Consider the following 14,776-nt stretch of genomic DNA (forward strand, 5'->3'; position numbering starts at 1 on the left):
CAAATAATATATTCTAATTTTCTTCATTCATTTGCTATTTTTCTGCACGCTTCGGCTTGCTGAATTTTTTATTCACTATTCTAATACTTTGTTTTCGATGGCCTGATCCAAAAGTGCTGATGGTAAAGGACTATGCTGGGAGGGGATAGCTACAGGAACATTTTCGTTAATATGATTCATTTCAATCCTCAATTGTATGACCATCTTTTGGGCGGCATCATTGGGTGATTGGATTTGTAAAGTGCCATCAATTTTTCTTAAATAATGACTATTTTTCCCAATATATAGTCTGCCTTCAAATGTACTAGAAGTAATTAGCCGAGAAAGTAGAGGGTCCGCTGGTACCCGAGCTAAAAAAGCAGCGATGCCTTCTTGGTCCAGGCTTACTGTTAATTGATGAGCAACCTCCTCGCTCATCTGTACCTCTTGGGCTTCTTGTACACGGAAGTATTTGCTGCCAACTACTTGTTCTTTTGGCAGGCCTTTGAAGTTATCAATAGTAGCAATAATACTATTGTACCAACTTAATTGAGGAATACTTTGAATATTCTCTGGTAAAGAAAACCATTGATCAAGCCATTGTTCCACTATTGTGTCCAGTAGATGGCCATCAGTACCAGAAAAATGAACAGTATTTAATTTGATGAATTTAGTGCGATTCGCATCTTTCGCTGAGGTAATATTAAGTATCCCTTGAGTAGATGAGGCAGAATCATCGTCTGTTACTGCTAAAGTAATATGCATATCAGCGATGCTCTGAGCTGGTTGATCCCGCCAATTTTCCCGGATAGTTGCAGTCCAATGATCACTTGCTCGTGTGTTTCTATGTAAGTACAGATCAAAATTTTCTACCAGGGAGCCACTGTGAACATTGTATAAGGTATTGATAGCCTGACTAATAATTTCTTGTGCGCTTGGTGCCGGCGGTACCGGATTTGTTGTGCTCTCAATTCCTTGAAAAAAAGTGCAGCCGGAAAGAGCGAAAATAGATAAACTAGCAAGCAGGTGAGAAGCGTGAGTGTTCATAATTTGGGGGCGCGAAAGTTTTTGCCTTTCCAAATGGGGCGCGGAATAAATTCAGGAAACTCAACTGTTCCTCCTTTAGCCTTAACTGTATCAATCGTTCGAACTAGTTTAGTGATATAGTGATGTAAGTCTCGAGGGTTGGGAATGTATTTTACAATAAATTGCCCGCCACCAATTACTTGTAATTTACCATAATTAAATATGCCTTGGAAAAAATTTTCATAGCTAAAAGATGTGTCTTTGATACCTTCCAACTTAAGTTCCCGAGTATAATTAAAAAAGAAACCTTTAGGCACAATTTTAACTAAACGTGAATCAGTAATAATACAAACTGAACGATACCACAGGGACCAAGCGGCCATAATGGTGGTAATAACTGCCAAAAATAGCAAGGAAAAGAATAAACCTTGGATATAACCATTAAAAGGTAAATTGAACATCCGGATAATTAAATATCCCAGAAAGCCTAGAATAGTGGCTGCTCCTAGATAAACAAATAATTGTTCGAGTATTCTTCCCAAAAGACGTAGGGGATGTCGATGTGAATAGAAAAGAATTTTTTCATCGCGCCCTTGGCCGGCAAAGTGATATTGATTATAGCTCATGAAATAGTCGATAAATAGGCAATAAAATTGATCAATGCTGCTATAAATCCCAAAACCCACAAACCGCTAAATACGATAATACTAGGAACAGCATGAGGTCCAAGAGCTTTTTGTTTATAGAGTTGCACTGCAGATAGACTATGCACAGCGAATAATACTAAAACAGCCAAGCTAGATAAAATGGTGAGAAGGTACATATACAATCAATTCGTAGGCAGTGTATCAAAACCTACTTAAGTACTGCAAAAGTATGTTAGAATGAAAAGATAACTATTTAAAGGATCGCGAAATGAAAACAATATTAGGTTTGGGAAATGCCACTATGGACTATTTGCAGGTAATAGAAACTTTCCCTAGGCCCAATACGAAATCTCAGTCTAAACATGCTGAATTACAAGGAGGGGGATCCGCTATGAATGCTCTAGTGATGCTAGCCCGTCTGGGCAATACCTGCTTGGCGTATTCAGCTGTTGGCGCTGATCCTATTGGAGAAATGATTGTCAAAGAGTTAAACGCCTATGAGGTACAAACTAATTTCATTCAAACAATTTCTCAAGTTCCATCGTCACTATCCTCAATATTAGTGACAGCATCAGGTCAGAGAACTATTATTGGCAATTATCAGTTAGAAGGTCGACTCTTTTCGGGAAATATTGACGCCATTCCTTGGTCTACAATTGATTTGATCCATTTAGATGGACATCATATTAATGCTGCCCTAATTCTAGGCCAAGCGGCACAAAAAAAGAAAGTATTAGTATCTTTGGATGGGGGACATTGTACCCCTGGTATAGAAAAGCTCTTACCATATATTGATATACTGATTACTTCAGCAGAGTTTCCAGGAAAGTTAAGAATACAGTCGTTATCCGCGTTCAAAAAACTTGCGCCTAAAGCCAAGGTGATAATCTCTACTGAAGGCGAAAAAGGTGTGAAATTACTAATGCCGGATGCCACCCTTCGTTCTTTTCCCGCTTTCCCTTGCAAAGTAACTGATACTACGGGAGCGGGAGATGTGTTCCATGGAGCCTTTCTTCACCACTATTTGCATAATGGGAATGTTGAAGATGCTATTCTATTTGGTCAAGCGGCCGCATGCTTAAAGTTGCAGCATTTGGGAGCGAGAAAGGGTATGCCCACAGAACAGATGATCAGAGCATTTTTACGGCAAAAGAATTAAAGTGCTTGTTCTATAGTAGCTGCGCCTAAACACTCATCGTCTCGATAAAAAGCAATAGTTTGGCCTGGTGTAATTGCTCTCTGGGCAATGGCAAAGTGTATCTCGCCATTTCGCATAATGGTACATGCTTGATCTGGTTGGCGATAACGGACTTTTGCTGAACAAGGAAGTGGCAATGCCGGAGTTTGATTAATCCAATGGAAGTCGCTTGCCCTTAATGAATTACTAAAAAGCGCTGGATTATCTTTTCCTTGGGCGACAGTGATAGTGTTTTGGGTTGTATCAATATTGACCACAAACCACGGCTCGGACGATGATGAGTGATTTTGGATAGTAAATCCATGTCTTTGACCAATAGTATATGTATGGGCGCCGTCGTGTTTGCCAATAGGTTTTCCTGCTAGATCGAGTACCGAACCTGTTTGTGCCGGCAAGCGATAATACAAAAAGTCTTTCAAATCTACTTTTCCAATGAAGCAGATACCTTGGCTATCTTTTTTTTGAGCTGTACTTAGGCCAAATTGTTCTGCTAGGGCACGCACTTCTTCTTTAGTCATCTCTCCTAGAGGGAAAAGTGAATGGCTTAACTGTTCTTGTGTCAGTCGGCATAGAAAATAACTTTGGTCTTTTTTGGTATCTTTGCCTTTAAGGAGATGAAATGTTCCTTCACCATCTTCACATACACGTGCATAGTGTCCAGTGGCCATCTTTTCTGCACCTAATTTAGCTGCTTCTTGCCACATCAAATCAAACTTCATGAAACGATTACACAGAATATCGGGGTTGGGTGTTCTACCAGCAGCATATTCTTGATAGAAATATTCAAGAACATGCTGGCGGTATTGAGCTTCGCAATCAATTGTTTTAAAGGGGATGTCCAATTGTGCTGCTACAGTTAATGCGTCTCGACGATCTTGTATCCATGTACAGGTGCTATTTTTCTCCTCTTCAGGGCTCGACCAATTTTTCATAAAAATACCGAATACCAAATCAGGATTTTTTTGTTTAATTAATGCTGCAGTAACTGATGAATCTACTCCCCCTGACATTGCTACGGCAATTTTCATAAATACAATGCTAAGCTGAATAATAGTAAAACGTAGTAATTGGCAATGTTTTTCGCTAAAGACAATACAATCTGAGGGCAAAGAAAACAAATTCTGATATAATAGTAGGAATACTCAAAGTATAACAAATACTAATAACCATATTTTTATGTTAAGTGCTCAAGCATTTTCTTCTCAAAAAAGTTTCGTAATGTATAAAATAGCTGCGTTACTGACTGCAGGTATTACTGCTGTTGCGGTAATGATACCTTCTAGCGCTGCTGCCCAAACAGTAAATCCTGATGCCAAGGCCAAATTAATCCTTTCTCCAGAAAGTGGATCTTATGCAGTTGGAGCAATTATTCCTATTCAAGTATTACTTGATACGCAAGGCTTATCTGTAAGCCAAGTTGATTTTAGATTAAAATATGATCCTACTCTACTGGAGGTACAAGATGGTGACCTTGAACGAGCGGGCACACAAATAAAAGATGGTGATTTGTTTGAAGTACTATTGTCGACTTCACCAGTAGATGCTCGTGCTGGTACTATCCAATATTCAAAAATCGCTCTTAGTGAAGAAAAGTATTACAAAACTAGTGGTCAACCAGGAAAATTAGTGCTGATTAACTTTAAGGCACTAAAGGTTGGTACTCCCACAGTCCGTTTTGAGACTACTGGCACTGCAGGCATTCAATTAACCAAAATCTATCGTTCAAGTGATGATGCTCAAGTCTTGGGTGAGGTAACCAATGGAGAATATATTATTAGAGCAGCTACTGCTAGCGCTAGTCCTACGGCAACAGCAACCGTTCAGCCAACAAGCAGTCCTACCGCTACCACAACACCAACACCATTACCATCACCAACTCAAGCTCCTTCAGCCGCACCGGTAGCCAAGCCTGTTATTAGTATGACTATAGATAAAACTATGCTGAAAGCTGATGGTAAAGATAAAGCGCAAGTGAAGGTGTCACTTAAAGATAAACAGGGCTTGGCTGTAGCTAATACCAAACTACAACTATCTTTGATTGGTAATGCTACCATTACTCCAGTAAGCCTTTCCACAGATGCTCAGGGGCAAGCAGTGGCTACTCTGACAGCAGGCACACAGGCTGGATCCATTAGCATCATTGCTAGGTTGGAATCAGATGCGTCGGTATCTACTACATCTCAAGTTACTACTATACTTGCATCAGCATCTTCACCTTCTGCTACCGCCACCCCCACCCCCACGACTCGTTCTACTGCTACACCAAAGCCAATTCCTGCGCCTAACACTCTCAATCAAGTTGGTCCAGCAGCATCATTGTCCTTGGCAGTCGCTCTAGCTTTGATCAGTTCTTTATATCTAGGACTACGTCGCCAGACTAGCGTAGTGAAAAAATAATCAGAGACACACAATTAAAAATCAAGTTACAACTCTTGAGACGGTATAGCAAGGCCGCTCTCAAGAGTTATATTTTGCATTGTATTCTGCTTCCTTTATAATCCTTTTGCTTCCTCTTTATTATGTCTAGGATACTATTTTTTATTGGGTCTGCTTGTGTGGTGGCTGGTATCGCTTATGGTGCTAGCCAATATTGGGTTACTGAGCCAGTGGTTGAAACTCCACAAGCAACTGTGTCATCTGTGCCTGCTTCATTAGATGAGTTGCCTGAAGTAAAGCCAACAGTAGCGGTAAAGGCAGTTTCGAGTACACCTACTCCAGTAAAAAGACCACCGGAAAAGTTAGTGATATTGGCTGAAAGTTCTACACCTGGAAAGGACAGTAAAGATCCTTACATTAAACAAGGAAAAAACTTTATTTCCCTAGCTAAATTCCCAGAGGCACAAAATGCCTTTAAGCAAGCGGATCAAAATGATCCAGTAGCTCTCTATTACAACGGTTTGATGGCTACTTATTTTGGCGATCGTAGCCAAACTGAAAATGCCTTTAATGCCATAAAGTCATTGCCAAATGTTGATGCGAAAATAAATGCCAACATTCAAAAGATTACTGATACCTATGCTCTATTCGATACATACCAAGATGCCCGATCCGAATTCTTAGCAACTTTATTGGCTAAGCAATTATTAGTAATTGGAGAAGTGGACTTGGCTATTGGTAAATTGGAATATGTTCAGAACAAAGTAGCTGACTATACAGATATCAATACTTTACTAGGTGCTGCTTATCTGATTAAGGGTAACTATGAGAAAGCAGTTAATATATTATCTAAAGCTTTACCTAATGATCGACCAGAAGTCTATTATTGGCTGGGTGTGGCTCATCTCTACCAGCAGAATTTCAATAAAGCAATTGGTGCTTTTCAGCTCTCTTTGAATAAAGGTTATCGGCCGACATTCAAACCACATGAAAAAATGGGGGATGCCTATTTAACTATGAATAATTTTGAGCAAGCGGTGACTGAATATAAAACGGCGTTTGATAGCCTGGAAGGTTCTCAGTATATTGATTTATATATTCGACCAGTGTGGATACTAATTGATAAATTGGCACGTCCCGAAGAGGCCTTACTCGTTGCCAATCAGGCCATAAGCCGACTCCCTCAAAATGCAATGGCGCACAATCTAGTTGGTTGGGCCCAATTAGCTTTAGGCAACTTCACTGAAGCAAAATTAGCCTTAGAAAAGTCTATTTCACTGGATATAACTTTAGCTGCCACTTACTTAAATTTGGGTAATTACTACCGCAGCCAAAATGATTTGATCCAAGCAAAAGTAAATTATGAAAAGGCTGTTTCATATGACAAACAAGGCTCTATCGCTAGAGCAGCTCGAGCAAATCTACAAAGTTTAGTAACTCAGGTTCCTGAAGGCAGTACTGGTGCTGTTTTTAATCCCATACCTTAAACATGTCGGTCATAGCAAAAAAGTATCTCGGCCAACATTTTTTACATGATCGTAAAGTATTGACGGATATCGTGAAAGCCGGACAAATCGAGCCCGAAGATATAGTATTAGAGATTGGAGCTGGACAGGGCATTCTCACAGAAGAATTGGTAAAGCTGGCAAAGCAAGTGATTGCATATGAAATTGATAATGAATGTTTTCCCATATTAGATCAGTTGGCAAAAATACATGCGAATCTAACTATAGAAAAGCAATCGGTACTTGATGCCAAGCCACCATTGGGGCCATATAAAGTGATTGCCAATATTCCGTATTATCTTACTGGTACTATTCTCCGTTTGTTTCTTCATATATTTAATCATCAACCAAAACTTTTAGTATTATTGATTCAAAAAGAGGTTGCAGCCAAAATAATTAGCTCAGAAAGTTCTTTATTGTCTTTAGCGGTGCAAGTATTTGGTAAGGCAACTATTGTGCGCCAGGTAGGCAAAGGGGCGTTCACACCGCCTCCTCAAGTTGAATCCGCAGTGATTCGGATTGTTCAACATATGTCTCCAGTCCTTACTGTCGATACTGATTCATTTTTCCGATTTTTACGTCCCTGTTTCCAGGGTAGCAGAAAGCAGGTGCAGGCTACTATTCGCCAACAAGTAGGCTTGTCTCGTGAGCAGGTCATCGATATGCTGCAGGGGCTCAATATTGATCCCCGTATTCGTCCCAGCAAATTAAACTTAGCCACATGGGAAAAGATAGTACAAACATTCCTGCCATATACCAATTGGCAAATTACAACTTCACCATCCCCGAAGAGTTGATCGCCAAAGAACCAGTCGAACCCAGAGATCAGGCTAGGTTATTGGTTTATTATCGAAAGACGAAAAAAATACAGCATCACTATTTTTATCAGTTACCGGATCTTTTAGGTCCTGAAATTGCGTTGGTTGCAAATACTTCCAAAGTGTTTCTAGCCCGCACTTTTGCTCAAAAAGTAGAGGGAAATAGCGAAGTGGAAATATTATTTGTTCGTAATCGAGAAGATTCACTATGGGAAACATTAATGCGACCTGGTAGACGAGTTCATCAAGGGCAGCATATTAGATTCGTTGATGGTTCGGAAGCAGAATTAATTAGCAAAGATGATGGTGTTTGTCTTTTAGACTGGCAACAAACTAATCCAGAAGAGTTTTTTCAACGCTTTGGCCAGTTGCCATTGCCACCTTACCTGGCTGGCTCAAAAGCCACGCAAGGCGACTACCAAACAGTATATGCTAATCAAATAGGTTCATCAGCTGCACCGACTGCGGGTTTGCACTTTACCGAGAGTTTGTGGCGAAAACTAGCAAACGCTCATCCTTGCTATGAAGTTTGTTTGCACGTGGGATTAGGGACATTTAAACCGATTCAAGAAGCAGACATTAGAAATCATTCTATTCATGAAGAATATATTGAATTGTCAGGACCAACAGCAAACGCGCTAAATGCATGGAAAAAAGCAGGAAAAAAGATTTGTGCTATTGGTACCACTAGTCTGAGGACGTTAGAAAGTTGCTTCAGAAACAATAACTTTCAGCCATACCATGGGACAACATCATTATATTTGTACCCCGGCAGACAGCTCCAAGCAGTGGATATGCTCATAACCAATTTTCACACATCAGAATCTACATTATTAGTATTGGTCGCAAGTATTGTCGGTCTAGAAGAACTGCAGAGAATTTATACAGAAGCAGTTGAACAAAAGTATCGATTCTTCAGTTTTGGTGATGCAATGATGATAGTCTGATTATTTCTAGACTAGATGTAGGAGAGGAGTGGAATCTTATGCATAGAGAATTCAGTTAGGCTTCACCGCTGCGCTGGGGGTGTCTTCGTAGTTATTTAATGGTACAATACTAAGAATATTTATTTAAATCATATGACTGAAGGACCACAATTTACTCAATTTAACAGGTTAGCAGCTGAAATGGAAAAGTATTATAGACAATTGCCTGAATATTCCACGCCTGAGTCTGAGAGTGGACGAAATGCACTTACTGCGCATATTAGAAATGAGGTGGCACAAATAACTCAGTTAAGATCAGCCTCTGTAGCCGCACAAGAAGCGTGGGTTCTTGCTACAACAAAAGCTTTGATTGGTGCTTCCATTGAGCTTATGAGAAAGCAGATAAGAAGACAAAGTGCAATTGGTGTTGGTCCTGGCTTAGTAGCCGATGGTTTAGCTGCTCTAGCTGCAGGGTTAGTGTTGTCACCTGCTACTTTTGATGCGGGATTAGTTAAAGAGTTGGCAGATCTGGATGATAAGGATAGTCCAGCTGACTCGTATGTACCTCATATTCAGCGAGCTATCAAGTCTGGATTATTGCCAGCGGATACTGATATTGCCAGTGCTGTAGCAGCTATTGAGCAACATAGAAAAAAACAAGCTTAGATTCCCTAAGCTTGTTTTTTTTAGATCTACAATTTTGATTAGAGTGGAAACTAACGTTTACTCCACTGAGGTGCACGACGAGCTCTCTTCAAACCTGGTTTCTTTCTTTCCTTCATACGAGGATCACGAGTAAGGAAGCCGGCCTTCTTTAATACTGGACGTAAAGCAAGGTCCATAGTGGTCAGGGAGCGAGCAATGCCATGAGAAATGGCTCCAGCTTGGCTCATTAAACCACCACCATGAACGAAGATAGTTACATCAGTAACCTTTTCCATCCCTACAGCTTTGAGCGGTGCCCATACGGCTTGGAATTGAGCTGGTGTCTTTAGATACTCTTCAAGAGGTTTTTCATTGATAGTAATTTTTCCTGCGCCTTTAGCAAATAAACGAACTTTTGCTGTTGAAGTTTTGCGATGACCGTTAGCGTAAAAATATTCTTTGGCTGTCATATACTAAACTAGAGAGTTAGAGATTGTGGCTTTTGGGCAATATAAGGATGCTCTTCACCAGCAACTATTTTGAGATGAGCAAGCATGGCGTCTCCTAATCGTGTTTTGGGTAACATACGACGTACGGCGTCTTTGATTACTCTTTCAGGATCTTTTGCCAATATTTCTTTGAGGCTTGCCTGATAAAGGTTACCCATATACTGACTATGATTATAGTACATTTTCTGGGTAAGTTTATTACCAGTCACTTTAACTTTTTCACAGTTGATCACAACTATGTAATCTCCATGCAAGGCATGAGGAGTGAATTGGGGACGATGCTTGCCGCGAAGCATGAAAGCAATTTTACTTGCTAATCGCCCTAAAATTTTGCCATTAGCATCGACTAGATGCCACTTAGCTTCAGGTTCTTGATGGGATTTGATAACAGAGGTCTTCTTCATAACAGAAATGAGCTTTAAGAAACAAATGATACTTCTATTTGGGGAGCTGCGTCAGTGACTCGGGGAAGTTTCTTTCGTAAACGGACAAAACCAGAACTTCTTGAGCTCATCTGAGGTTTAATCACTTCCAACATTCTGCGTGTCGCTTTTTCATCATAGAACACTGCATTTAGTTTTCTAATTGCAGTAACTTGATCATCTTTTTTAGCAATAGTGACTAATTTTTCAATAAAAACTTTCAAGATGCGTGCTTTTGCAGTGGTAGTCACAATGCGATCATGCAAAACCAAAGAGGTTGCTAAATTACGCATTAGGGCTTCACGAACTTTTGTGGGGCGGCTGAGTAGGACTCTTTTACGATTATGTCGCATAAAAATTATTCACTTAAATGTAATCCCATTTTGTTTAGGGCTTTCACTACTTCAGTAATTCCTTTTTTACCAAATCCACGTAAATTACTGAGTTGTTTTTCGGTATAGGTAAGGAGCTCTTCTACTGAACCAATGCCATTGTTGATTAAAGCATTTTCAGAGCGTTGAGAAATTTTTAGTGCTTCAATTGGCGTATACTTTTTCTCGTGTTTAGGCTCGGCCTTTGATTGAGTCGCAGATGCCTTAGTAGCATTTGCTGCTTCACCATCAAACAAAGTCATATATTGGCGCAGAATACGAGCTGCCATAATCACTACTTCTTGAGGACTAATAGTACCGTCGGTAGCAACTTCAATATCTAGTTTATCCAGGTCTGTCATTTGACCAACACGAGCATTGGAAACTTCATAACGCACTTTAGTAACAGGAGAGAACAGGGCATCAATCATAATCATGTCAGCTTCGACTTCACGACGATCACGGGCATTGCTAGGAAGATAACCAATACCATTTTCCACTCGCAATTCCATTTCGATACTGTGGCCCTTTTCTAAGGTACAGATAATTAAGTCATTATTGATAATCTCTACTTCAGCAGGAGTTTTGATTTGAGCAGCAGTAATTTTCCCCTCTTTATTTGCCTTTAAGGTGAGCAAAGCAGGTCCAGAAGAACTTTTTTTCACTCTTAATAGTTTCAAATTTAAAATAATATCAATGGCGCTTTCTTTTACACCAGTTACGGTACTGAATTCATGAGTAACTCCTTTGATTCTAACGGCTGTGACAGCCCCTCCTGGTATAGAAGATAAAATAACTCTACGTAGGGCATTACCAATGGTCATGCCGTAGCCTGAGGGAAGAGGACTTAGAGTAATCAAACTGCGATTATCTCCCAATGATTGACTGGTAACTTTGGTAAGTTCGAAGTTGATCATGAGCTTGGTAAATAAATAATATTAACGTGAATAGAACTCTACGATTGCCTTGCTGTTGATATTTACTTTTTCTAAGTCTTCATTTGAAGGCATGCTGATAATTTGCCCTTTACCTGTTTTTGCATCAAATTTGAGCCAGCTAGGCAATTGTACTTTTAAAGTTTTTTGGTCAGCAATGGCTGTTTCTAAATCTTTGAGATTAATTTCAAAGATGTCTTCTGGGGTGAGTACGCGAGAAGCTGTCTTTACTGTGCGACCATTTACCTTCACATGACCATGACTGATAATCTGGCGGGCAAAGTTTGGAGATGGTGCAATACCAGAGCGAAACACGACTGAATCTAAGCGCATCTCCAAAATACTTACTAAGAAATTACCAGTAGAGCCCTTCTGACTAGCTGCCGTATCGTAGGCATTACGTAGTTGAGCTTCACTAAGACCATAAATTCTTTTTGCTGATTGTTTAAATCTTAACTGCTTACCATACTCAGATAATTTTCTACCACCCTCTTTACCATGCATACCTGGTGCATAGGGTCTAATTGTCACTGGACATTTAGCAGATAAACATTTTGCCCCTTTGAGAAAAAGTTTATAACCTTCTCTGCGACAAAGACGACATTTGGGTCCTGATGTTGTTCTCATGAGAATATAATAGTTTAATTGTTATACGCGACGTGGTTTTTTCTGTCTGCAGCCATTGTGGGGAACAGGAGTAACGTCGCGAATAGATACAATAGAAATGCCATTTGCTTGAAGTGCTCTTACTGACTGTTCACGGCCACTACCAACTCCACGGATATAAACGTGGGCTTTAGTAAAACCAAAATTTTTCAGCTTGGTAGCCAAATTTGCTGCCGCTACAGATGACGCATAAGGTGTTGGCTTTCTAGACCCTTTGAAACCCGCAGCTCCAGAACTTGTCCAAGCTAATACATTACCCTCTAAATCACAGGCAGTGATGAGCGTGTTATTGTAGGTAGCACGGATATGAATTTCACCTTCTGGTACATTACGCAAAATGCGCTTCTTTACCTTTTTTTGAGGCGCTTCAGTCTCTTCTTGTTTCTGAGGAATTTCCTTTTTATCGGCCATAAATAGACAAATTTAAATCTTTAAGTCTTAGTAAGTGCGACTCTACCACTACCCATAGTAACTCTTTTTCCTCTTTTGGTTCTGGCATTAGTGCGGGTACGCTGCCCTCTTAGTGGTAAGCGTTTCTTATGTCTGTCTCCGCGGTATGATCCGATGTCTTGCAAGCGCTTAATATTTTGAGAAACAGTTCTACGCAAGTCACCTTCTACAGGAATAGTGGATATGGCAGCACGAATTGCATTCAACTCTTTCTCGGTTAAATCCTTTACTTTGGTTAAAGGACTTATTTTGAGGTCATTAAGAATTTTATTGCTCAATGATCTACCCAGACCATAAACAGATAGCAATGCTATTTCAATGTTTTTATTCTCATTAAGGTTGATGCCGGCAATACGGACAGACATGGAGAGTAACTTTAAAAATGAAAGATTAACCTTGTCGTTGCTTATGGCGCTTATTCTTTTTACAGATAATGCGCACAATGCCATTCCTTTTGACTACCATACAGTCACGACAAATTTTTTTTACAGAGGCGCGAACTTTCATAATGATTATTTCTTTCGAAAGGTAATGCGTCCTTTCTTTAAATCGTAAGGACTTAGCTCAATAGCCACTATATCTCCAGGTAAGATGCGAATGAAGTTCTGACGTATTTTGCCTGACACATGCGCCAATATCACTTGCTTTTGAGGTTCTCCACCTGCTTTACCAGGAAAGGCAACCTCTACGTAGAAAGTGGCATTGGGCAATGCTTCAATTACAACGCCTTCTACCTGAATTACATCTTTAGCCATTGAACTATAAAAGTGGGCTTTAAAAAGCGTTAAGAATCTACACTAGATGTTCTGTTTCTGCAAGTCTTTCTTGCGCAACTGTAGAAATGGCTTCTTGACAGGCAAAATATCCCAATTATGCCGTTAATACCTGATGTCCTTTTTCAGTAATAGCAATAGTGTGTTCAAATTGGGCGGATAGAGAGCCGTCACAAGTTTTCACTGTCCAGTTCACATCGTCTATATCTACTGCACAGTCACCCAGGGTAAGCATCGGCTCAACAGCTAGCACCATGCCCTTTTGTAGGCGCAGCCCTTGGTGTGCTTTGCCAAAGTTGGGAACAGCAGGGGGCTCGTGTAATTTTCGACCAATGCCATGTCCAGTTAAATCTCTCACCACACCAAGCCCCGCTTGTTCTGCATATTTTTGAATAGCCGCGCCAATGTCACCAATAGTATTGCCTGGTTTTATTTGTTTAATCCCTTGCCATAATGCCTCTTCAGTTACTTGCAATAATCTTTGTGCCTCAGCACTAATTTTACCAACTGGTACAGTAATCGCCGAATCGGATTGCCAACCTTGCCAAATCAAGCCTAAATCTAAACTGATAATATCGCCTTCTAATAGTATCCTTTCACTAGGAAAAGTATGTACTACTTCATCATTTACCGAAGTACAAAGTGTGTAAGGATAACCGTTATATCCTTTGAATGACACCTGGGCTCCTTGCTCTTTGATGAGTTGTTCTGCTAAAGCATCAAGGCTTAGTGTGGTAATACCTGGCTTTACAGCGACTCGAAGCTTTTCCAAAACAAAACGAAGTTTCTTACCAGCTTCAGCCATAATGGCAATTTCAGCATTAGTTTTTATCATATTCATGATGCTTTTATTAGATCAGCTAATAATTTGTTACTCTGCTTGGTTTTTAATTTTAAAAGAGGGGATAATTGATTGAAGATATCCTTGGTCACATCCATAACTGCTTGATTACCATCCACTGTTAGCACTTTTCCCTGTTTTCTATAGTGATCAATCACCGGCAATGTTTCCTGTTTGTATTTTGCGAAGCGTACTTTTATCGATTCGGGATTATCGTCAGCTCGATGAATAAGTAAGCCACCGCATAAATTACAAATAGTATTTTGATAATCGGGGAGAAAGATAGCATTACATTTACTACAAATCCGTCTTTTTTCTAATCTAGTTATTGCCTCATCTTCATCAAGCTCGATATTAATAGCTAAGCTTTCTCGATGTTTTTGTGTGATCATCTCATCAAAGCTTACCGCCTGATCATAACTTCTGGGTACTCCGTCAAAGATCACCCCTTGGATTGCTGCGGCATTATCTAAGAAGTCAGCAATTCTAAGTAAAATAATACCAGGAGGCACCAAGCCACCTTTGTTGATTATGGAACGAATCTCGTTACCTGCAGGTGTATCTTTGGTAGCTAAGGAACGCAGCTCTGCGCCAGCCTCAAAAATAGGAAAATTTAATGCTAAAGCTAAAGCCTTTGCTTGGGTGCCTTTACCAGAACCTTGAATGCCGAATAGTAATATATCCATGAA

General features: G+C 40.0%; 21 protein-coding genes. 6 read left to right on the plus strand and 15 right to left on the minus strand.

All coding sequences use genetic code 11. The annotated features are described in order from the left end of the window. Window positions 1-75: 75 nt before the first annotated feature. The 3 genes from HY817_00590 to HY817_00600 are packed head-to-tail and all read right to left on the minus strand — an operon-like array spanning window position 76 to window position 1,828. Window positions 76-1,026, minus strand: a complete 951-nt coding sequence (locus HY817_00590) for a hypothetical protein (protein MBI4835736.1) — start codon at window positions 1,024-1,026, stop codon at window positions 76-78. Continuing rightward, window positions 1,023-1,631, minus strand: a complete 609-nt coding sequence (locus HY817_00595) for a PH domain-containing protein (GenBank protein ID MBI4835737.1) — start codon at window positions 1,629-1,631, stop codon at window positions 1,023-1,025. The genes HY817_00590 and HY817_00595 overlap by 4 nt, the downstream gene beginning before the upstream one ends. Continuing rightward, on the minus strand, window positions 1,628-1,828 hold the full coding sequence (locus tag HY817_00600; protein ID MBI4835738.1) for a hypothetical protein: 201 nt from the start codon (window positions 1,826-1,828) through the stop codon (window positions 1,628-1,630). The genes HY817_00595 and HY817_00600 overlap by 4 nt, the downstream gene beginning before the upstream one ends. Window positions 1,829-1,920: 92 nt before the next feature. Here HY817_00600 and HY817_00605 point away from each other — a divergent pair, with 92 nt between their 5' ends. After that, window positions 1,921-2,811, plus strand: coding sequence for a hypothetical protein (locus HY817_00605; protein ID MBI4835739.1), 891 nt, complete (start codon window positions 1,921-1,923; stop codon window positions 2,809-2,811). Here HY817_00605 and mnmA read toward each other — a convergent pair. After that, the gene (gene mnmA, locus HY817_00610; GenBank protein MBI4835740.1) at window positions 2,808-3,878 is read right to left on the minus strand and encodes a tRNA 2-thiouridine(34) synthase MnmA; all 1,071 of its coding nucleotides are present in this window, start codon (window positions 3,876-3,878) and stop codon (window positions 2,808-2,810) included. The genes HY817_00605 and mnmA overlap by 4 nt on opposite strands. 148 nt (window positions 3,879-4,026) lie before the next feature. On the opposite strand from mnmA, the gene HY817_00615 reads away from it, so the two are divergent. The 5 genes from HY817_00615 to HY817_00635 all read left to right on the plus strand — a co-directional run bounded on the left by HY817_00615 (window position 4,027) and on the right by HY817_00635 (window position 9,141). Further along, on the plus strand, window positions 4,027-5,247 hold the full coding sequence (locus tag HY817_00615; GenBank protein ID MBI4835741.1) for an Ig-like domain-containing protein: 1,221 nt from the start codon (window positions 4,027-4,029) through the stop codon (window positions 5,245-5,247). A 122-nt stretch (window positions 5,248-5,369) separates the two neighbouring features. Beyond that, window positions 5,370-6,713, plus strand: coding sequence for a tetratricopeptide repeat protein (locus tag HY817_00620; protein MBI4835742.1), 1,344 nt, complete (start codon window positions 5,370-5,372; stop codon window positions 6,711-6,713). Window positions 6,714-6,715: 2 nt separating this feature from the next. Further along, on the plus strand, window positions 6,716-7,528 hold the full coding sequence (rsmA, locus tag HY817_00625; GenBank protein ID MBI4835743.1) for a ribosomal RNA small subunit methyltransferase A: 813 nt from the start codon (window positions 6,716-6,718) through the stop codon (window positions 7,526-7,528). Beyond that, window positions 7,453-8,496, plus strand: coding sequence for a tRNA preQ1(34) S-adenosylmethionine ribosyltransferase-isomerase QueA (queA, locus tag HY817_00630; protein ID MBI4835744.1), 1,044 nt, complete (start codon window positions 7,453-7,455; stop codon window positions 8,494-8,496). The genes rsmA and queA overlap by 76 nt, the downstream gene beginning before the upstream one ends. A 132-nt stretch (window positions 8,497-8,628) precedes the next feature. After that, window positions 8,629-9,141 carry a hypothetical protein gene (locus tag HY817_00635; GenBank protein MBI4835745.1) on the plus strand — a complete coding sequence of 171 codons (513 nt, stop codon included), beginning with the start codon at window positions 8,629-8,631 and terminating at the stop codon, window positions 9,139-9,141. A 50-nt stretch (window positions 9,142-9,191) separates the two neighbouring features. Here HY817_00635 and rpsI read toward each other — a convergent pair whose 3' ends face one another. From rpsI to HY817_00690, 11 genes are all read right to left on the minus strand, one after another. Next, entirely contained in the window at window positions 9,192-9,590 is a 399-nt protein-coding gene (gene rpsI, locus HY817_00640; protein ID MBI4835746.1) for a 30S ribosomal protein S9, read from the minus strand. Window positions 9,591-9,598: 8 nt separating this feature from the next. After that, window positions 9,599-10,033: a 50S ribosomal protein L13 gene (gene rplM, locus HY817_00645; protein MBI4835747.1), complete on the minus strand. Its 435-nt coding sequence runs from the start codon at window positions 10,031-10,033 to the stop codon at window positions 9,599-9,601. A gap of 14 nt (window positions 10,034-10,047) precedes the next feature. Continuing rightward, window positions 10,048-10,404 (minus strand): 50S ribosomal protein L17, encoded by a 357-nt coding sequence (gene rplQ / locus HY817_00650; protein ID MBI4835748.1) that lies wholly within the window; start codon window positions 10,402-10,404, stop codon window positions 10,048-10,050. A gap of 5 nt (window positions 10,405-10,409) precedes the next feature. After that, window positions 10,410-11,339, minus strand: a complete 930-nt coding sequence (locus tag HY817_00655; protein MBI4835749.1) for a DNA-directed RNA polymerase subunit alpha — start codon at window positions 11,337-11,339, stop codon at window positions 10,410-10,412. A gap of 21 nt (window positions 11,340-11,360) precedes the next feature. After that, window positions 11,361-11,984 carry a 30S ribosomal protein S4 gene (gene rpsD / locus HY817_00660; protein ID MBI4835750.1) on the minus strand — a complete coding sequence of 208 codons (624 nt, stop codon included), beginning with the start codon at window positions 11,982-11,984 and terminating at the stop codon, window positions 11,361-11,363. 21 nt (window positions 11,985-12,005) lie between these two features. Continuing rightward, a complete protein-coding gene (rpsK, locus tag HY817_00665) occupies window positions 12,006-12,434 on the minus strand; it encodes a 30S ribosomal protein S11 (GenBank protein MBI4835751.1) in 429 nt (142 codons plus the stop codon). Window positions 12,435-12,454: 20 nt separating this feature from the next. Continuing rightward, window positions 12,455-12,838, minus strand: coding sequence for a 30S ribosomal protein S13 (gene rpsM, locus HY817_00670; protein MBI4835752.1), 384 nt, complete (start codon window positions 12,836-12,838; stop codon window positions 12,455-12,457). Window positions 12,839-12,863: 25 nt separating this feature from the next. Then, window positions 12,864-12,980, minus strand: a complete 117-nt coding sequence (gene rpmJ / locus HY817_00675) for a 50S ribosomal protein L36 (GenBank protein MBI4835753.1) — start codon at window positions 12,978-12,980, stop codon at window positions 12,864-12,866. A 5-nt stretch (window positions 12,981-12,985) separates the two neighbouring features. Continuing rightward, the gene (gene infA / locus HY817_00680) at window positions 12,986-13,228 is read right to left on the minus strand and encodes a translation initiation factor IF-1 (protein MBI4835754.1); all 243 of its coding nucleotides are present in this window, start codon (window positions 13,226-13,228) and stop codon (window positions 12,986-12,988) included. A gap of 115 nt (window positions 13,229-13,343) precedes the next feature. Next, a complete protein-coding gene (map, locus tag HY817_00685) occupies window positions 13,344-14,087 on the minus strand; it encodes a type I methionyl aminopeptidase (GenBank protein ID MBI4835755.1) in 744 nt (247 codons plus the stop codon). Continuing rightward, window positions 14,084-14,773 (minus strand): nucleoside monophosphate kinase, encoded by a 690-nt coding sequence (locus HY817_00690; GenBank protein ID MBI4835756.1) that lies wholly within the window; start codon window positions 14,771-14,773, stop codon window positions 14,084-14,086. Before HY817_00690 ends, map begins: the two co-directional genes overlap by 4 nt. Window positions 14,774-14,776: the final 3 nt, after the last annotated feature.

The sequence above is a fragment of the Candidatus Abawacabacteria bacterium genome (assembly GCA_016207805.1).
Lineage (GTDB): Bacteria > Patescibacteriota > Gracilibacteria > RBG-16-42-10 > RBG-16-42-10 > JACQZO01.